The organism is Bradyrhizobium sp. 138, assembly GCF_023074075.1.
Lineage (GTDB): Bacteria > Pseudomonadota > Alphaproteobacteria > Rhizobiales > Xanthobacteraceae > Bradyrhizobium.
Genome location: NZ_JADPKT010000029.1, coordinates 41,370 through 65,526, shown reverse-complemented (window position 1 = coordinate 65,526; position 24,157 = coordinate 41,370). Strand labels below are relative to the sequence as shown.

Sequence of the window (24,157 nt, the reverse complement as noted above, 5' to 3'; positions counted from 1 at the left end):
TCGCTCCTGCGTAGACGCTTGGAAACCGCTCCATCGTAGCGGCTGGCGCAGTTAGGCCCGAACAGCCTTGAAGATTGCCCGCTTGTTCTTTCGCTCTTCTGCAAAGGCATCGCTGAGCCGAGGCACGAGTTCATTTCGGCGCATCACCGCTCCGCAACTTTGGCATGCGGGACCTAAGCCCGGATCCTCCCCGCAAGGGATGTGGGTGTAGTGGATTGCGACCTCTTCTTCTTTGGACTTGAACCAGGTTTCACCCCAGGCACGCAACGCCAGGAGCACGGGATAAAATGCCAAACCCATTTCGGTCAGGAAGTACTCATGTCGAAGCGGACGTTCGCTGTACGGACGCCGTTCAATCAAGCCGTCAGCCTCGAGTTTTTTGAGTCGCGCCGCCAGCATCTGCGGGGTTGCCTGTGTCTGCGCTTGAACCTCCTCGAAGCGTTGATTGCCCATGAAGAGCTCCCGGAGAACGAGCACGGTCCAGCGGTCGCCCACGATCTCCTGGGCGCGGGCGACAGGACATTGGGTGCGGCGAACCACGGGCAATACGGCCCGTCCCCTAGTGGCTTTCTTTTTCATACCTACTTGACCCTATGAAAATCATATGCACTGATGTGCCCCTTCGCGGGGCCGATTGCAAGCGTCCCGGCGACCTTGGGGTACGCCTACCCTCCGCAGCCGCACTCAAACGAGAGGTCTCTATGTCAAAACCCAACCATCTGAACGTCGCGGCGATCGCCGAGCGCTATGCCCGTGCCTGGATGTCTCATGATCCTGACGCCATTCTCGCACTTCACGCGCCAAACTCGACGTTCCAAGCCCACGGCCGTAGCGGCGAGGTGCGCGGACACGATGCATTACACAAGGAATTCGCTGAGATCTTCGAGCGTTACCCTGGGTTTGGTGTCGAGACGCACCGTCTCCTGCTCGGGGAGAAGCATTGGACGCTCGACTGGACGCTTACATTCCAGCCGCCGGGTCAGGATCGGCGAGGATTTCATGCCCTCGACGTCGTGGAAGTGGATGCCGAGGGACAGGTCACGCGAAAGGACACGTTCTTCGACTACGCCCAGGTCAAGGCAGCGTTAGGAGCGGCATCGTGAATATCGCCGTGGCAGCGAAACCGCTTTTCGATTACCCGCCACTCGACAGCTTGCCGGTCGAGCACCTCTGCGATCTCAGCGTGGACCTGGAGTTACCGCCGATCATTTCGACACCTCGAGGCACATTGATGCCGTATATCGGCAAGGGTGGCCGGATCGACGGTCCGCGCCTGCACGGCAATTTCCTGCCCGGCAGTGTCGATTGGGTGCTGCTCGGCACGGACGGCATCAGCCGCCTGGACATCCGAGGGGCGATCCGGACTGACGATGGTGCGCTGATCTATTGCGAAGCACGAGGGATCGCGAAGCTTCCAGCCGACGGGCGAAAGCGCTTGGCAAACGGCGAGCGACTGCCGTTCGAAGAGACCTATCTGCGCACGACACCGACGCTCGAAACATCCGACCAGCGCTATTCATGGCTCAATGACCTGGTTCTGCTCGGCTACAACGAGTTTTCCGCCGGCCACATCGACTTCCGAATCTACCGAGTCCTGTGAGACACAGAGAAAAAACGGCGGCGCCAGATCTAAGACCGACCGGGCACGGAATCATTGATTTGGCCCTGTCCCCGAATATTCGCGGAAGCCTGCTCATGGCCGCCGCCATGGCGGCTCTCACCATGAACGACGCGATCACCAAGGCGGTGTCGGCCGAGTTGAATTTCGGCCAGGTCATGTTGGTACGAGGCCTGTTCGCGAGTGTGCTGATCGCCGCACTTGCATTGCATCAGCGGGTGCTGCGGCCGCTACGCACGCTGATGACGAAGGCGGTCGTGCTGCGGATGGCCGGCGAAGTCGGCGGAACGATGTTGTTGCTGGCGGCGATCGTGAACTTGCCTCTGGCGAATGCCACGGCGATCCTTCAGGTGCTGCCACTCGCCATCACACTCGGCGCAGCCTTGACGTTCGGCGAACCTGTCGGCTGGCGGCGCTGGCTGGCGATCGCAGCCGGCTTCATCGGCGTTCTCATCATCGTTCGCCCGGGCGTTGAGGGATTCAACCAATTTTCGCTGTTCGCGCTGATCTCGGTGATTTTCTCCGCTGTACGCGATCTGGCGACCAAGCGAATACCCGCGCCAATTCCAACGCTGTTCGTCACCCTGTTGACCACCGTTAGCGTCACGATCGCCGGAGCCGGCATCCTTGTTCCGCTCGGCGGGTGGACGCTGCCATCCGGCCGCGCGCTCGCTCTGTTGGCATTCGCCGCGGTTCTGCTCCTCATCGGCTATCAGTGCATCATCATGGCGCTGCGAACGGGCGATATCTCGGCGGTCGCACCGTTCCGCTATTCGGCGCTGCTGTGGGCCATGCTGTTCGGCTATCTGGTGTTCGGCGACAGGCCCGACGCCGTGATGGTGACGGGAGCGACGATCATCGTGCTGTCCGGTCTCTACGCGTTCTATCGCGAGCGCGTGCGCGCCCGGCCGGTGGCGGCAATCACAACCGGCCTGCCGCCCGATGGGTTGTGATCGCCTGACGCCGAGCGATGGAAATCTGAAGCATTGGACTTTCTACAGCTCATTCGATCATTGAAACGGCAAAGTCCAGGGGGGCGACCTGATCGTCATGGCCTCTCATGGACGCCGCGGCCTCAGGAAGCTGTTTCTGGGCAGCCAGACATCCGAGGTCCTGGTGGACGGAAGCGTGCCGGTGCTGGTGGTGCCGAAGCCGGCATGAGTGTAGGGCTTACGTCGCACCGCTCCGCTGTTTCGCCGAGCACCCGCACGAGACCGCCGTCTGGCGGCAGGAGACTTTCATGACCAGTGAAAAAGGCCCGAACATCAAGAAGAAGCAGAAATGCAAGAATTGTGAGGGCAAGGGTTTGCTCAAGAAGGGCGACAGGGTGGTGAAGTGCCAGCGCTGCAAAGGCACGGGCGTGCGGTGACGTTGATGACCGCTGTCGCATGCGGTTGCTCGGCAACTAGCTGCGCACTTCCGACGAGCCGGCGCCTGATGCGCGACGAAGCGGCTTTCTTGCCTGGCATACCATCCTCCTCCGACAGGAGGAGGCGAAGCACAGCAAACGTGCTATCCTCCCCGGGAGCAACAATGGAGGAAACCCAATGCCGACCAGCGTCAAGCAGATGCTCGAAGCCGCGAACGCGGCGGTCCCCAAGATCACGTCGGAACAGGCGGCCGAGATGATCAAGAGCGGCAACACGCTGGTCGTCGACGTTCGCGATGCGCCGGAGGTCGTCGCCAGCGGCAAGATCGCGGGGGCCTTGCATGTCTCGCGCGGGATGCTGGAGTTTCGCGCGGACCCGGAATCGCCCTATCACGACAAGGCGTTCGACAAGAGCAAGAGCGTCATTCTCTATTGCGCCTCCGGCGGCAGATCGGCGCTGGCCGGCAAGCTCCTGAAGGATATGGGTTACGAGAAGGTCTATAATGTCGGCGGCTTCAAGGACTGGACCGGGGCGGTCGAGAAATAGCGATTGCCGGACGGATCAGGCGGAACGCGGCATGGCGACGGGCTGCCCGCCTCGCTCGCCCAGCAGCTTGCCCGTGGTGCTGTTGACGAAGTGCAGCGACATGCAGGCCGGGCACCTCACGGCCACATAGCTGTCCGCCGGCCCGGAACTCTCAGGCCGCTCGTCATCGATCCGATGCTGGACGTTCATGCCGGTGCGCGGGCACCTGAAGAGGATCTGGCGCTGCATGTCCTACTTCATGCTCCCGAACCGCCACCGGCGAAATTGCGGACGATTCCTTAGGGGCCTTCCCGATGTTTGCGATGGGTCAAGGCGAACGGTTTGCCGACCCCTATGCTCTCATTGGCATCGGGCGCGTTGTCGCTCCGGTGCCGAACGAAGCGGAGCGCGGACTCCTAGGCACTCCGGGCGCCGCTTCGAAGACAGGGCGATCGCGATCAGGGAGCCGGCTCCAGACGGGCGGCTTCGCCGGCAGGTTCGATAGAACCGGCCCGACGGCGCCGCACGGTCGGCACGACCCGCCGCCGCGCACAGGCCACCATCGCGACTGCCTCGCTCAGGAGAGCAGCCATGATGTCCGCCAATTTCGATGATCTGACCGCGCTGGTGCGCTACGCGCTCGAGACAACGCGCGCCACCACGGTGTGCCCTTTCCACGATGACGTCATCATCCGCGTGGGCGACGACGCCGCCGAGAGCCATGCTTACGAACGCGCCAAGCGAATCCTGGGGAGCGATGGCACGGCTTTCGACTGCAACGCTCTGAAGGAAGAGATCGGCCGCCAACTCGCCATCGCCGCGGACGGGCGATGCCCGAAATGCGACAGCGATCCGGCCCGCTAAGTCGCGCTGCGCTCCTTCCGCAATCCCGCTCAATCCTCCACCCGGTACAGGCGCCATCGCGCCGGCACGCCCTTGAGCTGGTGCATGCCGTGGTCCCTGAAGCGGATCTCTGACCGCATCATCAGGTCCCTGACCGCGCTCGAGACCAGGACCTCGCCGGCACGCGCCTTGGCGGCGACGCGCGTGCCGATGTGAAAGGCGAGTCCGACCATCTCGCCCCCGCTCACACTATATTCGCCCGCATGCAGCCCGACCCTGATGTCGAGCCCCAGCGTGCGCACCGCCTTTTGGATCGCAGTCGCGCAACGGATGCCGGAGGCCGGCGCCTTGAATGTCGCCAGCACGCCGTCGCCGGTGGTCACGACTTCCTTGCCGCGCGAACTCTTCAGCTCCTTGCGCACAGCGGCGTAATAGTGGCCCATGATTTTGGTCCAACGCGCATCGCCGAGCTTTGCGGCTTTTGCGGTGGAGCCGACGATGTCGACGATCAGGATCGTGGCCAGCGCCTGCTTGAGCTCGACGCTGCGCTCGGCCGACCGGCGCTGCAGCGCGATCGGTCCGGCCAGCGGTTCATAGCGGTGACTGCGGCGCCGGGCGATCGCGGCCTTCGTATAATCTTGGGCCTTCTGCGCCGTGCCGCAGCGTATCGTCTTCTCCTGCGGCACCCGCGTCCAGTACACCTTTCGCCCATCGCCAGCGCCCTGAACCTCCACGGCGCCCCACTTCAGGAAAACCACCGCGCCAACCCGTCGGACACACCACGCCTTCGACGTGTAACCCGACACGTTCGACTGATGGACTCCGATGCGAAGGAATTTGGGCATGAACGCGCGGCCGATCGAACGACGTCTGGACTGACTGGGATAAAGCGTAGTCACCCAGTCCCGCGTTGGCAACTAGACAAGCCCCGGTTGGAAAGCTTCGCTACTTCCGCCGCCCGGCCTTCATGCACATCACCCCGGATAGGCAAACAGCTCGATCGGATCGCTGAAGCCGCGCACCTCGTGCTTGCCGACGTGCTCCAGCTCGAACTTCGGCTCCACCAGCTCCGCGAAGTCGCGGGACAGCAGCACTGTTCGCCCCAATTTCTTGGTGAGAGCTTCGAGGCGCGAGGCCATGTTGACGGCAGGCCCGATCACGGTGAAGTCGAGCCGGCTGGTTGATCCGATATTTCCGTACATGACGTCGCCGACATGGACGCCGATGCCATAGTTCAGCGGCGCCCGGCTGGTCGCCTTGTTCCTTTCGTTCAGGGCGGCCATGGCCTGACGGGCTTCTGTCACGGCGTGGAGAAGATTGGCGCAGGCGCCGGGCGCCTGAAGCGGAAAGATCGCGAGCAGGCCGTCGCCGATGAATTTCAGGATCTCGCCGCCGTGCCGCGCGATCGGCTCCGACATCGCGTCGAAATAATCGTTGAGGAGATCGATGACGTCGTCGCGCGGCCAGTTATCGGAAATCTTGGTGAAATCCCTGAGGTCGCAGATCATGATCGCGGCGCGCACCGTCGTGCCGGTGCCGCGCCGGGTCGCGCCCGCCAGGATGAGCTCGCCGGCATGGGAGCCGACATAGGTCTCCAGCAGGGTGCGCGCCAGGCGGTTCTTGATGCGGATTTCGCTGACCAGGGAAAGCACCGGCAAGACTTTCTTGAGGGCGGCGATATGCGCGTGATCGAAGCCGCCGGGCCGGTCGGTCGCGAAAGTGATGAGATGCCGCTTGCCGAGCGTATGGTAGAGCGGCCATGCCACATAGTCGGTCAGGCCCTTTTCGCGCATCTCGTCGTAGAGCGCATGCTTGCGGCCGAGCGAGGGATCACGTTCGAGATTCTCCCGCACCTCGGTCGCACCGTCCTGCATTTCGTTGGCGGGGCTGCCGATGTATTCGGACCGCTCGCGCACGTCATAGTCGACCCGCGCGATCTCCGCCTCGCGCATGCCGTCGGACCACATGAACCGGGCGCCAAGCCATTGCGGATGGTGGATCAGGACATGGAGCGTCGACCGCTTCAGCGGAATTCCCGCCTGCTGCAGGCGGATGCACATTTGCGCGAAGATGTCGTCGATGAAGCGCTGGTCGCGCGTGCCGTTGGTCAACCAGTCGACGACGCCGTCGGCTTGCGTGGGGGCATTGTTGTCCGGCGCGTTCATATCATGCCCCTTGAGCTGTGGCCTGCATCACGGCAGATATCGTGCCCCGGCTCCGCCGCGTCAACCTAGCCAGTTGCATGGATTGTGCGCATCGGCGACCGCCGCAGTTGCCGCCTAGCCGAGGAGCCGGATCGACGCCAGCACGGCCAGCCCCGAGACGAGCGTGATCCCTGAGGCCGTGGTGAGCTCGACCTTCAGCGTGTCTTCGTGCGAAAGTGAAAAATCCTTAAGCCCGAGGCGGATGCGGCAATCGCCGCGCGCGGCGTAAACCAGATGCGTGCCGGCGGCAAGCTGTCGCTCGCCGGGCTCGCGCAGCGCCGCAAGCGCGATCTCGGCAGCCCCGCGCCGCGCCATCAGATTCACGACCTCGACGGGCCCCGCCTCGAGCGCGGTCACGATCTCCGTCTCGCCGGTGAAGCGCACCGTCGTAAAAGGTTCACGCTCGTCAAAATCCTGCGCGGGCGACTTCAGCACCAGCCCGCGACCATTGATGACCATCTGGAGACGATCGATGCCGGGCATATGGGAGAACGGACCGGGCGCGACGATCGGCGTCGAGGCAAAGCGCCAGAGCAGGCTGCTCCAATCCCTCGCCGGCGCGTCTTCGCGCCAGGCCCCCGCAATGTCGGTGAAGATGCCGCCGCCGTTCTTCCAGGGCGAGCGGGTGTAGTCTTCAGGTTTGAGCAGCGTGGTCTTCATGTCGACATCATGGGCGGAATCGGCAGACTTTGCCAACCGGCTTCCGCATCAACGGCCGGCAGCCGCGCCTTGGGGTCTATGCCGCTATTTCGACGCCAACGCCGCCACAGGTCGCCAGGCGACATCGGGTGCATCTGCAGCGAGCTGCCGGCAGCGGTCGCACATCAGCTCCGCGGGCCGATCGTGGCCGCGCCGTTTCAATACCGTCTCGAAATCGGCCAGCGCGTCGGCGAACCGCCGCGCGCGATAGCGGGCAAGGCCGCGTTCGTAATCCGCGATCCAGCTCATCGCCTCGCCATCGGTGGCATCTCCGTCCACCATCCCGATCAGCTCGTGGACGGAGAGCCCCTCCTCCCGTCCGTAGACCGCGATGCTGTCGACCTCGCGCGTGACGACGGCGCCGCGCGCCAGGCGCTCGGTCGTCTCGCCGATCAGGATTTGCGTGCCGTAGGATTTGTTGGCGCCTTCGAGCCGGCTAGCGACATTCACGGCATCGCCGATCACGGTATAGCTCAGCCGCAGCTCCGAACCGATATTGCCGACCAGCATGCGGCCCGAATTGATGCCGATCCGGATCTGGAGCGGCTGACCGAGGTCGTCGGCAAGGCCAGATTCGTCCATCGCCTTGCGGCAGGCGAGCGCCGCGCGGCAGCATCGCGCGGCGTGATCGTCTTGCGGCTGCGGCGCACCCCAGAACGCCATCACGGCATCCCCAATGAACTTGTCGATGGTCCCGCCATTGGCGACGATGATCTCCGAGGTGACGTCGAGATAGCGCGACAGCAGCGGCACCACGCGATCGCCCAGCCGCTCGGACAGCCCGGTGAAGCCGGCAATGTCGATGAACATCACGCTGAGCTCCTGGACATGGCCGCCGGGCTTCGCCTCGACGCCCTGGCGCAGCAAGTCACGAACGAGATCGGCCGGGATGAATTTTCGGAATGCGGACAACCCGGCCGCCATCTCGGCGATCGCGCCCGACAGGCTCGCAATCTCCTTCAGCCGCGACGGATGGCGACGGACCTGCTCCAGCGCAAAGGCCTCGACATGCCGAAGCTCGCCGACGACGCGCGACAGCGGCGCGGCAATGACGGAACGCGCCAGCATCGCCGAGACGAGTGCCGCGAACACGGCACCGATGGCCAGCCCAAGGATCAGGCGCCGCAGCGTCGTCTCGACCGGCCCGAGAAATTCGGCCTCGGGGATCACCGTGGCGAGCGACCAGCCGGGAAACGGCAGCGGCGTCAACGCAACCTCGTAGGCTGCGCCGCCCGCCGTGAGCCGGCTCCGCCAAGCCTCCTTGCGGCCGGCCTCACCCGCCTTGTCGAGCGCCACGCGCGCGAGCGGCAGCAGCTTCATGTCGCCGCGCGCCGGATGGAGCTCGTCAGCCTCCTTGTCAGGCGCCGCGACGAGCTCGCCGTTACCATCGACGATGAAGGCGGTCCCCGTGCGCCCGACCTCGAGTTGCGACAGGAAGCGCGCAAGCCTCGTGTATTCGATGATGACGGCCAGAACGCCTTGCCGCTCCTGATAGACGTCGATCGGCCCCGCGAAGGCGATCGACGGCCGCTCGCCGGTCGCATGGTCCATCACCCTGAACCATTGCGGATCGTCCGCGCTCAGCCCGGCCTTGAACCAGGCCTGATCGGCGACACGGAATGAGGTCGGCTCGAAGCGGCGATTGGCGAATTCGATGTCGCCGGGCACCACATCATATTCATCGACGCGGCGCTGGCCTGGATGGTCGGTCAGCGAGATCTCCATCATTTCGAGGCGGCGATCGCCGAGCTTGTGCGCGGCGAAGAAGGAGCCATCGGGCCAACCGAAAGCAACCCAGGAAATCGTCGCCTGCGACTGCAATTGCGACAGAAACACGAACTCGCGCTTGTCGGCCTCGCGGGTGTCGAGCACGTTCTGCAGGAACAGGGTGCGGATCGCGGTGTGCGCGGCGCGCGCCTCGTCGACGATGGCCGACACCTCCTTGCGCACCGCCGCCACGATCTGCTCGTTGATGGTCGAGGCGAGCTGCCGGCTGGTGGCCTCCGCCGTGCGCCACCAGAGCAGGCTGGAGAGCGCGGCGGTCAGCAGGATCGCAGCCAGGACCAGGGCTGACACCGCGAGGCGGATGCTGACCGTCAACCTTGCGATCGCAGGAATCCGTCGTTCGGGATCAACCGTCATTGCTGTCTTCGCCCTGCCGGTCCACGCCAGCCACTGACATTGCTCTACGTTGCCGCCGCCCGCCCGTTACGTCTGGCAGGAACGGGCGAGCGCCGCCAATGCCCGGAGGCTACCGTCTCGATAGACCCTGGGCATTGGCGTTCAGCGGACGCTTGCCCGCTAATGCCGACCCAAGCGCACCGGCGGGTGCGCCCGATCCATCGGTCTCACGGTTTCGTGAGCAGCCCGCCCAGTAACGCGGGCGGGGCGCGGAACGAAGGAGATCATGCGCCGTCGCCTGCCAGGCGATGCCATTTCGAACAGGAGAATCTCGATGTCTGCCAAACATGCTGTCACCTCGCTCGTCCTCGCCGGCGCCGTATCGACCGCGCTCGCGACCCTGGCTGCCGCCGGCCCGCTGACCAAGGCCGAGGCCGATGCTGCGGTCGCCGCCAAGAAGGAGAAGTGCTTCGGCGTCGCGCTGAAGGGCCAGAACGACTGCGCCGCAGGACCGGGCACGACCTGTCAGGGTACCTCGACCGTCGATTACCAGGGCAACGCCTGGAAGTTCGTGCAGGGCGGCACCTGCACCAGCATCGATCTGCCGGGCGGCAAGAAGGGTTCGCTGAAGCCGGTTTAACGGCCGACGTCGCCAGGAAGCAGCAACGGAGCAGCAGGATGAGCACGGTGATCAAGCCGACCCCAGCAGCCAAGCCGCTCCGCTTCGCAACGCCCATCGGCGGCGTTGCCGGGACCAGCTTCAAGCCCGAGCATCTGCCTGCAATCCTCGAGGCAGGACCTCGGCGTGGCTTCTTCGAAGTCCACGCCGAGAATTACATGGGCGACGGAGGCCCGCCGCATCGCGCGCTGGAGGCGATCCGCCGCGATCATCCCCTGTCCCTGCATGGCGTCTGCATGTCGATCGGCGGACCTCGGCCGCTCGACAAGGCGCATCTGGCGCGCTTCCGCGGACTGCTCGCACGCTATCAGCCGGCGCTGGTGTCCGAGCATCTGGCCTGGTCGACCCATGAGACCAGCTTTTTCAACGATCTGTTGCCGTTGCCCTATACCGAAGCGACGCTGGCTTGTGTCTGCGACCACATCGACCAGGTGCAGGAGGCGATCCGCCGCCCGCTTCTGCTGGAGAATCCGTCGACCTATGTCGCCTTCCGCGAATCGTCGATGCGCGAGACCGAGTTCATCCGCGCTATTGCCGAGCGCACCGGCTGCGGGCTGCTGCTCGACGTCAACAATGTGTTCGTCTCCGCAAACAATCAGGGATACTCCGCGCTCGACTATCTCGCGGACTTCCCACTGTCGCTCGTCCAGGAAATTCATCTTGCGGGCCATGCCGCGCAGGCCGACGACGAAGGCGACCTGCTGTTGATCGACAGCCATGATGGCCCGGTCGCGGACGCCGTCTGGAAGCTCTATGAGATCGTGATCCGGCGCCGTGGCGCGGTGCCGACGCTGATCGAATGGGACAGCAACATTCCGGACTGGCCGGTCTTGCGAGCGGAGGCCGCTGCCGCCCAGGCGATCCTCGACCGTCACCAGTCTGCCGCGCCGAAAGGAGAGCGTCATGCTGCCTGATTCCGGCTCGTCCTTTGCCGCTTCGTTCGCGCAGGCATTGCTGGATCCGGCGCGCAGCACGCCCGCGAGCGTGATCGGCCCGAATGGCAAGGCCGCCGGCCGGCGCTACGACGTCTACCGCAACAACGTCACCGTCAGCCTGATCGACGCGCTCGCCGCGGTCTATCCGGCGGTGCAGCGCATCACCGGGACCGAGTACTTCCGTGCCATGGCGCGCTTCCATGTTCGTAGCAATCCGCCGACATCGCCGCTGCTGTTCGAGTATGGCCGCGGCTTTCCGGAGTTCATCGAAGCTTACGAGCATGCGCAAGATATGCCCTGGCTCGCCGACGTCGCGCGCATCGAGCGGGCCTGGCTCGACTGCTACCATGCGCGCGACGCCGCCCCGCTGTCGCCGGTCCCGCTCGCCTCGATTGCCCCGGATCGGCTGGCTGAAGTCGTGTTCACGCCGCATCCGGCGATGCGGATCGTCCGCTCGCCGTTTGCTGCCGTGACGATCTTCGCGGCCAACCGCGATGGCGCACCCAGCGCCCGCATCGACGCATCCATAGCCGAGGACGCGCTGATCACACGGCCTGATGTCGAGGTCGTGGTGCGGCATCTTCCGCCCGGCGGCGCCGTCTTTGCCCTCAGTCTGGCGTCCGGCCAACCGCTGGGCGAAGCCGCGAGCGCGGCGCTCGAGGCGGCCGCAGACTTCGACATCGCCACGAACATCGCCGGCCTGATCGCGGCCGGCGCATTCACCTCGCATGCTCTCGGAGATGCACGATGATCACGGACCAACGCATGACGACTGGCGGCAGTCTGCCCTCACTCGGGCTGCTCATGGACAAGGCCAATCAGCTCGTGCGGACGATCGCTGCTCCATCGCTCGTCCAGCTCGTGCTGCGCCTGGCGCTGGCGGTGCCGTTCTGGCGCTCGGGCATGCTCAAATGGGGCGGCTTCCTCAAGCTCAACGACACCGCCGTGACGTTGTTCAGCGACGAGTTCATGCTGCATCTGCCCGGTGGGCCCTATCACTTTCCGGCACCAGCCGTGATGGCCTTCCTGTCCGGTTGCGGCGAGATCATGTTTCCGATCCTGCTGGTGGTGGGCCTCGGCACCCGGTTTGCCGCGCTCGGACTTTTGTTCATGACTGTCATCGTCGAGCTCACCGTGCCCGACGGCTGGCCGATCCACCTCACCTGGGCGGCGATGGCACTTGCCCTCATGGCTTACGGACCCGGGCACATCTCGCTCGACCATCTCGTCTGTCGCGCGCGATCGCAGGCGCGATAGGTCCAAGGTTTTGCGTATCCACATACACCGCCGTCATCTTGAGGTGCGCGCCCTTGCGCGCCTCGAAGGATGGGCCGCAAGTGCCCGTTGCCCATCCTTCGAAGCTCACCTTGCGATGCGCGGTGAGGCCGGCATGTGCGCGAAAATGTGTGGTAACATGCATCCTGCATTTGAACCTGCAGCGAGGCAAACATGTCCGACACTGACAAGGTTTTCGCCGGCTCGATTCCGAAAATCTACGACGAGTATCTCGTTCCGATGATCTTCTCCGTCTATGCGGAGGACATCGCACGACGCGTCGCCGCCCGCGCTCCCGCCGTGCTGCTCGAGATCGCCGCGGGCACCGGCGCCGTGACGCGCGCCGTGGCGGCGGCGCTGCCGCGCCGCGTCCGTTATGTCGCGACCGATCTCAACGAGCCGATGCTCGCGGTCGCCGCGCAGCGCCAAGCGGATGACGATCGCATCACCTGGCGCCAGGCCGACGCAATGGCTCTGCCCTTCGGCGACGCCGAGTTCGACGTGGTCTGCTGCCAGTTCGGCGCCATGTTCTTTCCGGATCGCGTCAAGGCTTACGAAGAGGTGAAACGCGTCCTGAAGCGAGACGGCACGTTCGTGTTCAACGTCTGGGATCGGATCGAGGACAATGTGCTGACGCATGAAGCCACGATCGCGCTGGAAAAACTGTTTCCCGACGACCCGCCGCGATTCATGGTCCGCACGCCGCACGGCTACTACGACAAGACCGTCATCAGAACCGACCTCGAACGTGCCGGCTTTCGCGACATCTCGATCGAGACGCGATCTGAGATCAGTCGTGCACCGTCGGCCGATTACGTCGCGCGCGCCCTCTGCCAGGGCACGCCGCTGCGCAGCGAGATCGAGGCAAGGGATGCCAGCAAGCTTCAGGCTGCGACCGACATCGTCGCCGAGACGATCCGGACGCGTCATGGCGGCGGACCGGTGGAAGGCAAGATTCAGGCTGTGGTCATCGAAGCGCGCCGTAGTTGCAGGGCGCCGCGCGAGGCACCGTCCTGCGTGCTACCACCAGCTTCGCTGCATCGGCTGCGTCGACTGATAGTATTGGTACTGACCACGCTGGCGGCGCGGATTGGCCGGCTGCACGTAGGGATCGCGCTGCTGGAAGAAGAAGCCGAAGCCGTTGCCACCATTGTCCCAGCCGTCATCGCTCGCGATCATGGCAGGCGCGGTCGGCTTGCGCGTGATGAAGCCGCCCTGCGGCTGGTTGCTGAGCACCGCGACGAATTCGGTCCGATAATTGGTCTCGCTGCTCAGCGGCTCGTCGGAGATGATGATCGAGGAGCGCGGCAGCGCGGTCGGCCCGATGCGATCCCACACCTCCTGCGGGATGGTGATGCGGTCGAGCGCATTCCTGGCCTCGTCGCTGTTCTCGATCGTGACCGCGCTCCAGCGCAGGCCCGTATCGGTCTTTGCCATCGCGGTGAAGATATGCGTGCCGATCGGCTGGTCGGGATTATGGATGGTAACGGGAACCTCGATGCTGGTGTCGAACACCTCGCCGCCGCCGTCGGGCGCCGGCTTGTGCGTGTTGCGCCGGACGTAGAGCTTCTGTGTCGCGCGGCTGATGTAGACCGAGACCGGCTCGAGCGCGAGCTTGGCGTCGGTCGCGGCCTTCACGGCCTCGGCCTTCCTGGCTGCGGCGGCCTTCGCCGCCTCCTTCGTGGCGGCGACGGCATCGCGCTTCGGCTGCGCGGCGGCCTTGGCGGCATCGAGCTGCGTCGCGGCGTCGGCCGCCTTGGTCGCGGCCTTCTGCTTCAGCTCCTCGGCCTTGGCGCGGGCCTGATCGTTCTTGGCGTTCGCGAGCGTCTTGTCGGCGAAGGCGAGCTCGGCGTCTGCGCGGGCCTTCTGCTGTTCGAGCTTGCGCAGCGATGCGGGGAGCGAGGCAGCTTCCTTCGCGGCCGCTGATGCGGCCTTCTTGGTCTCGTCGGCGACCCGAATCGCCTCGTCGGCCTCGACGGAGAGCTTGTCGATGCGGCCCGGCGCCGCCGCGATGGATTCGCGCTTCGGCGTGAACAGCAGGGGATGAGCGATATCGATCGGGGCCGCGTCCTCGGGCGAGATGATCACCCGCATCCCGATGTTCGTCTTGTCGAACAGGTTCTCGGCAAAGCCGAAGGGCATGCGCACGCAGCCATGCGAAGCGGCATAGCCGGGCAGCGGTCCGCCATGCAGCGCGATGCCGTTCCAGGTGATGCGCTGCATGTTCGGCATCCAGGCATCGTCATACATGGTCGAGCGGTGGTCCTTGTCCTTCTCGATGATGGCGAAGATGCCGGCCGGCGTCTCGCGCCCCGAGGTGCCGGTCGAGACCGGCGCGCGCAGGATCCAACCCTCGGCATCGTAGAAGGTGACCTGCTGGCTCTTGATCGATACGATCGCCATGATCGGCTCGCCGGCCTGGCGCGGGGCCACCGCCTCGACCGGCTGGCGCGCCTGCTTGGCCGCGCTCGCCGGCGCGAGCGCCGCCAGGACCGCCATTGCCGCTAATGTCACCAGTCCGGGAGGCCCCCGACGCCGCATCGCCTTGGTGGGTTGCGCCGTCGTCAGTCGGTTTTTCATGCCATCCTCGGTCGAAATGCCGGCCCGCTCGTGCCGATCATGTATCAGATTGCGATCATTCAATTAAGAAATCGCAGCCGCCTTACGTTCCGTCTGTGGCGAGATTCGGCACGCCCGGGCGACAAATCCTCATATATGACGGCCCGAACCGGCGGAAGGTCGGTTGCCGCCGAGGCTGGTCCGAAGTTGGTGGCATTCACTGCGGCAGAATGTCCACCTCTGCCGACGAGGACGCCCGTTAGACGCCCAGGGCCTTGCGGTTGAAGGACCGCAGGAAACGCAGCGACAGCGTCCGGACATTGGCGACATTGAGGAGCCAGGCGGTCGCGGCATAAGCAAGGCCGCCGGCAAGGCTGACGATGACGACCGCCACGAGGCCGGTGCCGCCCACTTGCGACCGCGTCAACAGGATCGCAGCCGCCATCACGGCTGCGGAGACCCCAACGCCGGCGAGACGGCCGAGGTCGAACGGGACCGGATGGGCGCGATGCATCAGGACGACGGCAACGAGGAAGCCGATCGCCTCGGTCGCCAGCGTCGCCAGCGCCGCGCCGTAGATGTCGTAGCCGGCGACCAGGGCGAACATCAGGATCACGCTGACCACCAGCGTAAGAAAGGATTGCGCCGCCAGCATGAAGGGCCGCTCGGCGAGCTGGAAGCTGATCTGGACGTAGAACTGGTTGGCGATGCCGAAGAAGCGGGCAAGCACCAAAGTCGGCAGCAGCGCCGACACGCCGGCGCGGAAATCGACGCCGACGAGCGTGCCGGCGACCTGATCCGCGGCCAGCGCGAGCCAGACCGCAACGGGCGTGACGACGACGAGCAGGAGTTCGAGGCTCTCGGTCAGCCGCTCCCGCGTCGTCTCCTTGTTGTTCTCGGACAAGGACCTGAACACCAGCGGCACCGTGGCGGCAGCGACGCTGGAGGCAATCATGACCATGAACTGGCGGGGCAGGTCGGCGGCGACGCCGAAGATGCCGGCGGCGTCCTTGCCGAGCAGATAAGCGACGATGAGCCGGTCGCAGGCCGAATAGACCGCAACGGACAGTCCAGCCAGCGTCAGCGGCAGGCCGTAGCGGGCCAGCTGCATGAACTGACTGCGCTGGAAGCGCGCGATCTTGGTGCGATCGCCGACGAGGTTCAGGATGATTCCCGTGAGCGAGCCCAGGCCGAACGCGGCAAGCAAGCCCAATCCACCCCAGCCGAGCCAAATGCCGAGCAGACCGAAGCCGACACTTGAGACGCTGCGCACGATCGAGATCGCGGCAAACCGGTAGGGACGCAATTTGGCGCGCTCGAACTCCTGACCGACATCGACCGCATTGGCCATGATCGCGACGAACATGCTGGCGAGCAGCAGCTCGACACTGACGTCGCTGCGGAACAGGAACACCAGCGGGGTCGTGGCGCAGAGCACCGCGACGGTGAGGGCGAACGCGACCATCGCCGTGCCACGAAAATCCACCTCCGCCGACATCGCCTGATAGCGGGACACCGACAGCTTGATCCAGGCGAAGAAGATCGCGCCCAGAATGCCGGCCAAGCTAATGCCGACGACATAAACGCCGTATTCCGCCGGCGTCAGCAGCCGCGTATAGGCCGTGACAGCAAAGAAGCCCACCGCCGCAGGCAGGATGTAGGCGACGAGATAAATCGAGAAATGGCGGTTCAGCATGCGAGCACGGGACCGGCGGTCTTGCGAGTGTGACGGCCGTTCATCAATGGGACCATGGTGGGGCGGACGAACTGCGCCGCAGCATCGCGCAAGAGTGTCACATAAGTCTGCAGATCGGGCGGCGAATGAAGCATTGAAGTCGCTTTCGCGCGTTAGCGTTAAATTTGCCCTTCCGCGAAGGGCAAGGTGATCGGAAGGAACCGTGATTGGCAAACGGCAGAGGTTAACCGAACAAGGCAAAACCCCGGCTTCGCAAGGCGCCGCTTGGTACGATGGTGCGTTGGTTCGAAGAGGACTTGCCGTGACCAGGCTCGACAGACGCGAATTTCTTCTTGGCGGCGCCGCAGCACTCGCGGCGGGCGCATCCGCATCGGCGGTACCGGCCTCGAAGCTCGCGCAACGCCGTCAGGGTTTTGGCGCGGCCGCCACGCTCTGGGACCTGCAGGCCGATCCCCGGCTCGGCGAGGCCATCAGCACCTATTGCACGCAGGTTGTGCCGGTGCTCGAGCTGAAATGGCCGATGCTGCGGCCGAATGCGCACAGTTTCAATTTCGAGCGCGCGGACGCGATCCTTGATTTTGCGCAGGACAACGATCTGACGATGCGGGGCCACGCGCTGGCCTGGTATCACGACATTCCGGACTGGACCAAACAGATCAAGACGACCCGCGGGGTCGAGCGCGCCTATCTCGACCACATCGGCACCGTCGTCTCCTACTACAAGGACAAGCTGACGTCGTGGGACGTCGTCAACGAGCCGATCCCGGACAATCCCCGCAATCCAAAGGACCGGCGCGACACGTTCTGGACGCAGCATCTGGGTCCAAGCTGGATCCCACTGGCCTTCCGCACCGCGGCCGCGGCCGATCCCTTCGTCAAGCTCGCGATCAACGAATACGACATCGAGTCGGCCAAGGACTCGTTCATTGCCAAGCGCGCGGCCTACCGCAATTTGATCGTGGATCTGCTCGACCAGGGCGTCCCGCTGCACGCCGTCGGGTTGCAATCGCACCTGCATGCCGAGCTCGAGATCGACACGCATGGCCTCGCTGAATTCGTCACCGAGCTGCGCTCCTGGGGGTTAGATGTGCTCGTCACCGAGCTCGACGTCGATGACCAGAAGCTGACCGGCAATCCGGCGCAGCGCGATGCCATCGTCGCCAAGCGCGTGGATGATCTGCTGACGGCGATCTCGACCAGCGGACCGGTACGCTCGATCCTGACCTGGGGCCTCTCGGATCGCTACAGCTGGATCAACGGCACCTTCGCCCGCGCGGACAAGCAGCCCAACCGCCCCCTGCCGCTCGACGGTGAGTTCAAGCCGAAGCCGTTCATGGACGTGATCAGAAAGTTTACGAAAGACGCCTGAAGGCGCTGGATCTCAGCGCGTCTTCGGCACGACGAATTCGGCCGCGTCGTCCATGTGGTCCGGTGCAAGGCTCGGAGCCCGGCGGTCGCGCGAACTGAGACGGAACACGTCACGGATGTCGTCGACCGAGGTCGAGGAATAGGATTGGATGCAGAGCGCGACCTGCTCGGGCGAAGCGACGCGCATCAGCGCCTCGATGGCCGGGCGGTCGAGAGGCGTGTCGTCCCAATGCGAGACTGCGATGCTGTCCTCCGTGACCCGATGGGTCGCCAGATGCTTCGGCGAGTTCGCGACGAAGTTGCCGTAAAGCAGATATTCGGAGAATTTCTTCTTGCGGCACAATGCCAGCGTCCAGCTCAGGCCCGTCGCCGACTTGATCGCGTCGGTCATCGCACGCGCAGTGTCCTTGTCCCAGACCAGCGCGTTGCCGACATAGTCGTCGGCAGGGAACGAGCGGTCCTTGATGCCGAGGAGCTGGTCGACCGTCCGCAGCCACAGGCCATGCAACGGGTGGTCAGCGCCGATGTCCTTCGGAGTGACGAACAGCGGCGTCTGCTCTCCGCCGGCATATTGGCCGACGTCGAACTCGCGGAAGAACAGATTGTCCGAGTCCAGAATACAGACGCGCTGCTCGGGCGCATTGAGGACGCCGGCGATCTTCAGGATCTGCTGGATGTGCCAGCCGTGCACCGGCGACGACAGCAGCGACAGCCAGACGCGCCGCTTGCTGATGAATTGAAGCGCCGGCGGCAGCGCGAAGAGCCATTTCGGCAAATAGCGCGAGGCTGGAACGATGACGCGCTTGTCGGATGCGAAGCGCTCGAACAGCGGCACATCCTCATCGTTAACGAGAACATAATGCCGCGTATACCCCGTCAGCCAGGTGTCGATGCTTTCGCTGAGCAGCGAAAAGCGTTCGATATCCTTGGCATAGCTGGCAGTCAGCAGGGCAACGGAATGCATGATGCGTGCTCAAATGGCGATCAGGCTGCACTCATAGCCGCACTGCGAGATACAGGAAACTCACAAAACGGAATCAAGGTAAAATGGAACGAATTGTTAGCCGTCGGAGGTAGCTCCTGCGCCGGCAGCTACGACCTCATACGTGGCGGCAGATAACGCACATTCTCCATCTTCAAGCGCTGGTTCTTCAGCTCTTCGACGAGCCGGTCGCGAACACTGCGGAAGAAGCCTGGCGGCAGAAATCCGTACAGCCACTTTCTGGATCCCGGCACGCGTGACAAATCGTTCGGCCAGAACTGAACATTGCACTCCGAGATGACGATCCACGACTCGCCGGAGAGATCGAGGTGCCGACAAACCTGATCCGGAATCTTTACAGCAGTTTGGTCCGCACGGGGCGGCTTGGTGCTGACCGGTAGATAGATGACTTCCTCGAGAAGGGCCGATTCATCCGCTTCCCGTTGCGACCGGGGATCCGGCCGGACCTTGACGAGAACGACGCAGACCGGACGGTCCTTCCGAGGCTGCTTGCGATCAGCCCACTGATAATCGAAGCGAACAACCATGCCCGGTTCCGGCGCCGGAAGTTGCTCGCTCAAGCAGCCACCTAATCCAGCAGCTTGTCGAGATGGTCATGCCGTGAATCCATCTCGACGTTGGATAGATCCTCAGCCAGATCGGCCGGTAAATCACCGATCCTGTAAGCCCTCGCGCTGGCAGCTCGTTCGAGGCGCTTGAACTCGTCGATCGACATCATAACGTGCCGCCGCCGCCCCCGATGCGTGATTGCAATCGGAGCAACGAGAGCCGCGTCTTGAACCTCCCCTAGCCGTCTTTGGAGGTCCTGCGCGCTGAACTCCTTTATATCCCGCATAAGTCACCGAATACATCAATGCCGTGAATTATGTAATTCACGTCGCATACGTATTCAACTGTGAAACACGAGAGAGTAAAACGTATTAAATATCAATAACTTATATCTATGGATCCGACGGCAGCCCCTGCGCGATCCCACGAAACCGCAGCGGCTCCAGCGCCGAGGCGCGTTGCCACCAGTCGGCGACGCGGTCATCGAGCGCGGTGATGCCGCGTCCCTGGCCGGGATAGATCCTGATCTGCTGCACCGCCTCGGCTTCGAACCCCTTGCCCTTGCGCGTGATCTTGATGACCGCGCCTTCGCGGTCCCGCTGCGTCAGCGGCACCAGCAGGCGGCCGCGCGGGCGCAGCGCCTCGAGCCAGAGCGGATGCGGATACGAGAAGCCGGCGTGTATGATGATCACGTCGGCGGGTTCGCGGATTTCCTCACATCCATCGCCATGAAACACGACGACGTTGCGATAGGGGCGAAGATAGCCCGCAGCGCGGAACGCCAGACGCTCGTCGCAATCGACCGCCATCACGCGCCCTTTCGGGCCGACCATCTTCGCCAGGATCGCAGTGAAATAGCCGAGCCCGCAGCCGATCTGGACCACACGATCCTTCTCCTTGACGTCGAGCACGTCGATCAGATGCGCCCACAGGCTCGGCAGCCCCGTGTCGAGCTTGCGGCGGGCGTCGATCGCGACCAGCACGTTGTCATAGAGATGGACGGGATCGGCATCTGGCGTCAGCCGGTAGCCGCGGTCCGTCTCGCTCTTGATACGCCAACGCCCTCTGGGCAGAAAATCCTCGCGCGGAACGGCAGCAAGCGCTTCGAGCAGGCGTGGCGAGGCAATGCCCTCGCGCCTCGCAATCAACGCGACGTAACGCGCGCGCGCGGCGGCAAGATCGCTCATGTCACGGATCGGCCCGTTCGCGGACCAGCGCGTCCGCGCCGAGCTCGTTGACGAGCTGCATCGCCTGCTTCAGGTCCGGCGTGTAAAAACCCTCGCTGAACTTGGCGACAATAGGCGCGAGCAGGAGACGCGCGTGCTCACGCTTGCCGGCGTCGAGCGACAGCCGCGCCAGGCTGACGGTGGTGCGAAGCTCCCAGGACAGCGCGCCCTGCTTGCGCGCGAGCTCCAGCGACAGGGCGAACAGATCCGCAGCCTCCTGCACTGAGGCCGGATCATCGTCCGACATCGTGATCTCGCCCTGCAGGCGATAGACTTCGGCAAGATAGGAGTGATCGCCGGTGCGTCTGGCAGTCGCGAGCGCACCGTCAAGCGCGCGCAAGGCCGCCTCGCGCATCCCGACCTTGGCATAGGCTTCCGCGAGCAGACAGCGGAACCAGCAGCCGGCGAGCCAGGAATCCATCGCCTCGTACTCGTCGAGGCCGAAGCGCATCTGGCTGAGGCCTTCATCCGCCTCGCCGAGTTGAGTCAGCGCCCAGCCGCGCAGGATCGCAGCCTGCTGCTTCCAATGCAGGAAATTGTGTTCGGTGGCGATGATCATGGCGCGGTTGGCGTGGTCGCGCGTGCCTTCGACATCGCGCAAATGCTGGCAGAGATAGGCGCCGAACACGAGCGCGAAGGCGAGCGTGAAGGGATGGCGGATCTTCTCGGCATTCGCGATCGCCTGCTCGCTGTGCTGGCGCGCCGCGTCGGGCTGGCCGAGGAACCACAGGAGGTAGCCGAGATAGGACAGCGAGACGACGCCGGGATCGGTGCCGTGCCGCTCCATCAGATCGGAGTGCAGATCGGGGCTGTAGAGATTGATGCAGCGGTGCAAATGATGTTGGGAAGCGGCAAAGCGCCCGCGATAGAGCATGGTCATCGCGATCGAGCGGTGCGCCTCCATCAGATAGCCGGTCTGCTGCGCCGGCTGCGCCCGCTCGTTCAGCCGCTCGCGCTTGGCGAATTTCAACAGCTCGACGCTGAGATCGTGCGCGCGGCTGAGATCGGCGCGGATGAAATGGCAGACCCACAGGCCGCGGGTGGCGGCAAAGGCCTTTTCGTCGTCGTCGAGCTGCTGACCGAGCTCGAGCGCGCGGATGTAGTTCTCCTCGACCTCCTGCACCGCATAGCCCTTGGCGGAGATCAGCGCATTGCCGAGCGCGATGCGCAGCTCGAGCTCCATCTCGTCCGCGCCCTGCATGCGCGCATTGGCTTGCACGACGCTCAAGCCCCGGCGCAGGTGGCCGATCGCCTCCAGATTGGCGCCGCTCCTGGCCGCCTGCTTGCCGGCCTTGAGCCAGAAGCTGGCGGCGCCCTCGCTCTGGCCGGACTCGGTCAGGTGATGAGCGAGCAGCTCCGGTTCGCGCTCGGTCTTCTCCGGATACATCTCGGCGAGCACCTGGGCGATCCGCGAATGCAGCTTGCGCCGCTCGCTGTGCAAGAGGCTGTCATGCGCGGCGTTCTGGATCATCACGTGCTTGAAGGAATAGAGCGCGTCCGGCGGATGGCCGCGGCGCATGATCAGCCCTGCCTGCTCCAGATGATTGAGCGCGGCCTCGATCTGCTCGGCCGGTGTGTTGGCGACGGCATGCAGCGTCTCGTAGGAGAACTCACGGCCGATGGTGGCACCGATTTGGGCAATGCGCTTGAACGGGCCCATGCGGTCCAGCCGCGCCATCAGCGAGTCGGTCAGGGTTGCCGGGATCGCAAGCTGCCGCCACGGGCCCGACAGGACGTAGCGCCCGTTCCGCTCGGTCAAGAGGTTGGATTCGAGGACGGTTTTCGTGAGCTCTTCCAGGAACAGCGGCACACCGTCGGTCTTGACGATGATCTCCTCGACGACCTCCTTGGGAAGCTCGCGTCCCGCGACGCGCTCCACCAGCGTGGTACGCAACTGCCGGCTCAGGCGGTTGAGCACCAGCGTCGTGATGTGCGAATGCGCGTTCCAGCTCGGCTGGAATTCGGAACGCGCGGTGATGATGGCCAGGATCGGCCGGTTCTGCACCCGATCGACCAGGAGGTCGATCACCTCGCGCGAGGTCGGATCGATCCAATGCAGATCCTCGAACGCGATCACGAGCGGCATCTCGCGCGCAAGGCCCAGGAAGTGATTGACCAGCGCCGCGACGGTCGCATCCTTCTGCTGCTGCGGCGACAGCTCGAGCGGCGGGTAGCGGTCTGCCGTCGGTATCGACAGCAGCGCGGCAAACAGCGGCGTTACCTGCTCGATGTCGCCATGGGCGGCGGCAATCGCGGTCTCCAGGCTCGCCAGCGACAGCGCGGACGCATCCTCGCGGTCGAGGCCGAGGGAAAATTTGAGCTGCTCGGCGAACGGATAGAACGCCGTCGACGTGTGATAGGGCGAGCACTGGAACGAGACCTGGCCGTGGCGGTCGCCCGAGATCCGCTCGAAGATCTCCTGGATGATGCGCGACTTGCCGATGCCGGGCTCGCCGAACTTGACGACGACCTGGCCGTCGCCGTCCTTGGCTTGCTGCCAGCGGCCCAGCAGCAGCGCGATCTCTTCCTCGCGGTTGACGAGCGGCGTCAGCCGCGTGCCCATGGCGGCGGCGAAGCGGGTCTCCACCCGCGAAGCGCGCATCACGTGCCAGGCCTGCGCCTTCTCGGAGATGCCCTTCAGATCATGGACGCCGAGATTGCGAAACTCGAACTTCCCCTTCAGCAGCGACTGGGTCGAAGCGGAGATCACGACGCCATTCGGCGGCGCCAGCCCTTGCAGGCGCGCGGCGAGATTGACGGTCTCGCCGACGGCGGAGTCGCGCTCTTCGGTGCCCTGCCCGACGAGATCGCCGACCACGACGAGGCCGGTCGCGATCCCGATACGGACGGCGGGCGAGTGGCTGAGCGCGCCACGCGGCTCGACGGCGCGCGCGGTCGACAGCACCCGCACGATCTCGAGCCCGGCGCGCACCGCGCGCTCGGCATCGTCCTCATGTGCGGTCGGATAGCCGAAATAGACCAAAATGCCGTCGCCGACGAAACGGGCGGCAAAACCCTCGTAATGCTTGACCACGCGGACGCAGGTTTCGCGGAAGCTCGCGATCATGTCGCGGACGTCTTCCGGATCGAACTGCACGGAGAGCGAGGTGGAATCGACCATGTCGCAGAACATGGTGGTGAGCTGACGCCGTTCGGCACCGACCTCGGTGCGGGCTTGCGGTCGCTCTGTCGTCGCGGGCGCCTGCGCCGTTTCCGCCTCGAACAGCGCCGCCATCGCCCGTTGCAGCCGCTTGCGATCGCCGAGCGGCAATCCGAGCTCGACCAGATCCGATTCGGTCAGGTCGCCCATGACGTCGAGATCGAGGCGGTGCTGTGCGAAGAGATCGGAGTAATGGCCGAGGCCAATGCCCTCGAGCCAGCGCTTCAGCCCGCCTTCCGTTCCCGTGTCCGGCTCATTCTCCAGCATGGTGATTTCTGCCCGACCCTAATTCCGTCGAAGGGCTGCGGGGCCCCTCAACCACAGATT

At 64.6% G+C, this 24,157-nt stretch carries 24 protein-coding genes and 2 pseudogenes; 13 read left to right on the top strand and 13 right to left on the bottom strand.

Going from position 1 to position 24,157, the window contains the following annotated elements; all coding sequences use genetic code 11:
- Nucleotides 1–51: 51 nt before the first annotated feature.
- Nucleotides 52–579: a helix-turn-helix domain-containing protein gene (locus IVA79_RS14735; RefSeq protein ID WP_247553871.1), complete on the bottom strand. Its 528-nt coding sequence runs from the start codon at nt 577–579 to the stop codon at nt 52–54.
- A gap of 122 nt (nt 580–701) precedes the next feature.
- Here IVA79_RS14735 and IVA79_RS14730 point away from each other — a divergent pair, with 122 nt between their 5' ends.
- From IVA79_RS14730 to IVA79_RS14710, 6 genes and pseudogenes are all read left to right on the top strand, one after another.
- Nucleotides 702–1,103: a nuclear transport factor 2 family protein gene (locus IVA79_RS14730; RefSeq protein ID WP_247553870.1), complete on the top strand. Its 402-nt coding sequence runs from the start codon at nt 702–704 to the stop codon at nt 1,101–1,103.
- Nucleotides 1,100–1,600, top strand: coding sequence for a DUF3237 domain-containing protein (locus tag IVA79_RS14725; protein ID WP_247553869.1), 501 nt, complete (start codon nt 1,100–1,102; stop codon nt 1,598–1,600). Before IVA79_RS14730 ends, IVA79_RS14725 begins: the two co-directional genes overlap by 4 nt.
- The gene (locus IVA79_RS14720; protein ID WP_346658174.1) at nt 1,597–2,571 is read left to right on the top strand and encodes a DMT family transporter; all 975 of its coding nucleotides are present in this window, start codon (nt 1,597–1,599) and stop codon (nt 2,569–2,571) included. The genes IVA79_RS14725 and IVA79_RS14720 overlap by 4 nt, the downstream gene beginning before the upstream one ends.
- 53 nt (nt 2,572–2,624) lie before the next feature.
- Nucleotides 2,625–2,779, top strand: a pseudogene (locus IVA79_RS14715) (universal stress protein); the annotation flags it as partial.
- A gap of 79 nt (nt 2,780–2,858) precedes the next feature.
- Nucleotides 2,859–2,987: a hypothetical protein gene (locus tag IVA79_RS36795; protein WP_256465623.1), complete on the top strand. Its 129-nt coding sequence runs from the start codon at nt 2,859–2,861 to the stop codon at nt 2,985–2,987.
- A 178-nt stretch (nt 2,988–3,165) separates the two neighbouring features.
- The gene (locus tag IVA79_RS14710) at nt 3,166–3,534 is read left to right on the top strand and encodes a rhodanese-like domain-containing protein (RefSeq protein ID WP_247553867.1); all 369 of its coding nucleotides are present in this window, start codon (nt 3,166–3,168) and stop codon (nt 3,532–3,534) included.
- Nucleotides 3,535–3,549: 15 nt separating this feature from the next.
- On the opposite strand, the gene IVA79_RS14705 is transcribed toward IVA79_RS14710, so the two are convergent.
- Nucleotides 3,550–3,762 carry a hypothetical protein gene (locus IVA79_RS14705; RefSeq protein WP_247553866.1) on the bottom strand — a complete coding sequence of 71 codons (213 nt, stop codon included), beginning with the start codon at nt 3,760–3,762 and terminating at the stop codon, nt 3,550–3,552.
- A gap of 342 nt (nt 3,763–4,104) precedes the next feature.
- Between IVA79_RS14705 and IVA79_RS14700 the strand changes: the two genes are divergently transcribed.
- A complete protein-coding gene (locus IVA79_RS14700; protein WP_247553865.1) occupies nt 4,105–4,377 on the top strand; it encodes a hypothetical protein in 273 nt (90 codons plus the stop codon).
- Nucleotides 4,378–4,406: 29 nt separating this feature from the next.
- Here the strand turns inward: IVA79_RS14700 and IVA79_RS14695 are convergent, their stop codons facing one another.
- From IVA79_RS14695 to IVA79_RS14680, 4 genes are all read right to left on the bottom strand, one after another.
- Nucleotides 4,407–5,201, bottom strand: coding sequence for an adenylate/guanylate cyclase domain-containing protein (locus IVA79_RS14695; protein WP_247553863.1), 795 nt, complete (start codon nt 5,199–5,201; stop codon nt 4,407–4,409).
- A gap of 129 nt (nt 5,202–5,330) precedes the next feature.
- The gene (locus IVA79_RS14690; RefSeq protein WP_247553861.1) at nt 5,331–6,521 is read right to left on the bottom strand and encodes an adenylate/guanylate cyclase domain-containing protein; all 1,191 of its coding nucleotides are present in this window, start codon (nt 6,519–6,521) and stop codon (nt 5,331–5,333) included.
- Nucleotides 6,522–6,635: 114 nt separating this feature from the next.
- Nucleotides 6,636–7,220 (bottom strand): HutD family protein, encoded by a 585-nt coding sequence (locus IVA79_RS14685; protein ID WP_247554034.1) that lies wholly within the window; start codon nt 7,218–7,220, stop codon nt 6,636–6,638.
- 84 nt (nt 7,221–7,304) lie between these two features.
- Nucleotides 7,305–9,401 carry an adenylate/guanylate cyclase domain-containing protein gene (locus IVA79_RS14680; protein WP_247553859.1) on the bottom strand — a complete coding sequence of 699 codons (2,097 nt, stop codon included), beginning with the start codon at nt 9,399–9,401 and terminating at the stop codon, nt 7,305–7,307.
- Between the two features lie 313 nt (nt 9,402–9,714).
- Here IVA79_RS14680 and IVA79_RS14675 point away from each other — a divergent pair, with 313 nt between their 5' ends.
- From IVA79_RS14675 to IVA79_RS14655, 5 genes and pseudogenes are all read left to right on the top strand, one after another.
- Nucleotides 9,715–10,020: a DUF2282 domain-containing protein gene (locus tag IVA79_RS14675; RefSeq protein WP_247553857.1), complete on the top strand. Its 306-nt coding sequence runs from the start codon at nt 9,715–9,717 to the stop codon at nt 10,018–10,020.
- Nucleotides 10,021–10,058: 38 nt separating this feature from the next.
- Nucleotides 10,059–10,973 carry a DUF692 domain-containing protein gene (locus IVA79_RS14670; protein ID WP_247553855.1) on the top strand — a complete coding sequence of 305 codons (915 nt, stop codon included), beginning with the start codon at nt 10,059–10,061 and terminating at the stop codon, nt 10,971–10,973.
- Nucleotides 10,963–11,745: a DNA-binding domain-containing protein gene (locus IVA79_RS14665; RefSeq protein ID WP_247553853.1), complete on the top strand. Its 783-nt coding sequence runs from the start codon at nt 10,963–10,965 to the stop codon at nt 11,743–11,745. Before IVA79_RS14670 ends, IVA79_RS14665 begins: the two co-directional genes overlap by 11 nt.
- Nucleotides 11,742–12,251 (top strand): DoxX family protein, encoded by a 510-nt coding sequence (locus IVA79_RS14660; RefSeq protein WP_247553852.1) that lies wholly within the window; start codon nt 11,742–11,744, stop codon nt 12,249–12,251. Before IVA79_RS14665 ends, IVA79_RS14660 begins: the two co-directional genes overlap by 4 nt.
- A gap of 192 nt (nt 12,252–12,443) precedes the next feature.
- A pseudogene (locus tag IVA79_RS14655) lies at nt 12,444–13,250 on the top strand (class I SAM-dependent methyltransferase); the annotation flags it as partial.
- A 39-nt stretch (nt 13,251–13,289) separates the two neighbouring features.
- On the opposite strand, the gene IVA79_RS14650 reads toward IVA79_RS14655, so the two are convergent.
- Entirely contained in the window at nt 13,290–14,849 is a 1,560-nt protein-coding gene (locus IVA79_RS14650) for a L,D-transpeptidase (protein ID WP_247553851.1), read from the bottom strand.
- 238 nt (nt 14,850–15,087) lie between these two features.
- Complete coding sequence (locus IVA79_RS14645; protein WP_247553850.1) at nt 15,088–16,524, bottom strand: oligosaccharide flippase family protein; 1,437 nt, start codon at nt 16,522–16,524, stop codon at nt 15,088–15,090.
- 301 nt (nt 16,525–16,825) lie between these two features.
- Here IVA79_RS14645 and IVA79_RS14640 point away from each other — a divergent pair, with 301 nt between their 5' ends.
- Nucleotides 16,826–17,893, top strand: coding sequence for an endo-1,4-beta-xylanase (locus IVA79_RS14640; protein ID WP_247553849.1), 1,068 nt, complete (start codon nt 16,826–16,828; stop codon nt 17,891–17,893).
- Between the two features lie 12 nt (nt 17,894–17,905).
- Here IVA79_RS14640 and IVA79_RS14635 read toward each other — a convergent pair whose 3' ends face one another.
- From IVA79_RS14635 to IVA79_RS14615, 5 genes are all read right to left on the bottom strand, one after another.
- The gene (locus IVA79_RS14635) at nt 17,906–18,856 is read right to left on the bottom strand and encodes a DUF6492 family protein (protein WP_247553848.1); all 951 of its coding nucleotides are present in this window, start codon (nt 18,854–18,856) and stop codon (nt 17,906–17,908) included.
- Nucleotides 18,857–18,984: 128 nt separating this feature from the next.
- Complete coding sequence (locus IVA79_RS14630; protein WP_247553847.1) at nt 18,985–19,455, bottom strand: hypothetical protein; 471 nt, start codon at nt 19,453–19,455, stop codon at nt 18,985–18,987.
- Nucleotides 19,456–19,463: 8 nt separating this feature from the next.
- Nucleotides 19,464–19,730: a type II toxin-antitoxin system prevent-host-death family antitoxin gene (locus IVA79_RS36790; protein WP_256465622.1), complete on the bottom strand. Its 267-nt coding sequence runs from the start codon at nt 19,728–19,730 to the stop codon at nt 19,464–19,466.
- 106 nt (nt 19,731–19,836) lie between these two features.
- The gene (locus tag IVA79_RS14620) at nt 19,837–20,631 is read right to left on the bottom strand and encodes a methyltransferase domain-containing protein (RefSeq protein WP_247553845.1); all 795 of its coding nucleotides are present in this window, start codon (nt 20,629–20,631) and stop codon (nt 19,837–19,839) included.
- A gap of 1 nt (nt 20,632) precedes the next feature.
- On the bottom strand, nt 20,633–24,097 hold the full coding sequence (locus IVA79_RS14615) for an AAA family ATPase (RefSeq protein ID WP_247553844.1): 3,465 nt from the start codon (nt 24,095–24,097) through the stop codon (nt 20,633–20,635).
- Between the last annotated feature and the right edge of the window lie 60 nt (nt 24,098–24,157).

What these genes read in the sequence shown, in the direction of transcription:
- IVA79_RS14735 (WP_247553871.1), bottom strand. Translation starts at nt 579, where the DNA reads ATGAAAAAGAAAGCCACTAGGGGACGGGCCGTATTGCCCGTGGTTCGC.
- IVA79_RS14730 (WP_247553870.1), top strand. Translation starts at nt 702, where the DNA reads ATGTCAAAACCCAACCATCTGAACGTCGCGGCGATCGCCGAGCGCTAT.
- IVA79_RS36795 (WP_256465623.1), top strand. Translation starts at nt 2,859, where the DNA reads ATGACCAGTGAAAAAGGCCCGAACATCAAGAAGAAGCAGAAATGCAAG.
- IVA79_RS14710 (WP_247553867.1), top strand. Translation starts at nt 3,166, where the DNA reads ATGCCGACCAGCGTCAAGCAGATGCTCGAAGCCGCGAACGCGGCGGTC.
- IVA79_RS14705 (WP_247553866.1), bottom strand. Translation starts at nt 3,762, where the DNA reads ATGCAGCGCCAGATCCTCTTCAGGTGCCCGCGCACCGGCATGAACGTC.
- IVA79_RS14700 (WP_247553865.1), top strand. Translation starts at nt 4,105, where the DNA reads ATGATGTCCGCCAATTTCGATGATCTGACCGCGCTGGTGCGCTACGCG.
- IVA79_RS14695 (WP_247553863.1), bottom strand. Translation starts at nt 5,201, where the DNA reads ATGCCCAAATTCCTTCGCATCGGAGTCCATCAGTCGAACGTGTCGGGT.
- IVA79_RS14690 (WP_247553861.1), bottom strand. Translation starts at nt 6,521, where the DNA reads ATGAACGCGCCGGACAACAATGCCCCCACGCAAGCCGACGGCGTCGTC.
- IVA79_RS14685 (WP_247554034.1), bottom strand. Translation starts at nt 7,220, where the DNA reads ATGAAGACCACGCTGCTCAAACCTGAAGACTACACCCGCTCGCCCTGG.
- IVA79_RS14680 (WP_247553859.1), bottom strand. Translation starts at nt 9,401, where the DNA reads ATGACGGTTGATCCCGAACGACGGATTCCTGCGATCGCAAGGTTGACG.
- IVA79_RS14675 (WP_247553857.1), top strand. Translation starts at nt 9,715, where the DNA reads ATGTCTGCCAAACATGCTGTCACCTCGCTCGTCCTCGCCGGCGCCGTA.
- IVA79_RS14670 (WP_247553855.1), top strand. Translation starts at nt 10,059, where the DNA reads ATGAGCACGGTGATCAAGCCGACCCCAGCAGCCAAGCCGCTCCGCTTC.
- IVA79_RS14665 (WP_247553853.1), top strand. Translation starts at nt 10,963, where the DNA reads ATGCTGCCTGATTCCGGCTCGTCCTTTGCCGCTTCGTTCGCGCAGGCA.
- IVA79_RS14660 (WP_247553852.1), top strand. Translation starts at nt 11,742, where the DNA reads ATGATCACGGACCAACGCATGACGACTGGCGGCAGTCTGCCCTCACTC.
- IVA79_RS14650 (WP_247553851.1), bottom strand. Translation starts at nt 14,849, where the DNA reads ATGAAAAACCGACTGACGACGGCGCAACCCACCAAGGCGATGCGGCGT.
- IVA79_RS14645 (WP_247553850.1), bottom strand. Translation starts at nt 16,524, where the DNA reads ATGCTGAACCGCCATTTCTCGATTTATCTCGTCGCCTACATCCTGCCT.
- IVA79_RS14635 (WP_247553848.1), bottom strand. Translation starts at nt 18,856, where the DNA reads ATGCATTCCGTTGCCCTGCTGACTGCCAGCTATGCCAAGGATATCGAA.
- IVA79_RS36790 (WP_256465622.1), bottom strand. Translation starts at nt 19,730, where the DNA reads ATGCGGGATATAAAGGAGTTCAGCGCGCAGGACCTCCAAAGACGGCTA.
- IVA79_RS14620 (WP_247553845.1), bottom strand. Translation starts at nt 20,631, where the DNA reads ATGAGCGATCTTGCCGCCGCGCGCGCGCGTTACGTCGCGTTGATTGCG.
- IVA79_RS14615 (WP_247553844.1), bottom strand. Translation starts at nt 24,097, where the DNA reads ATGCTGGAGAATGAGCCGGACACGGGAACGGAAGGCGGGCTGAAGCGC.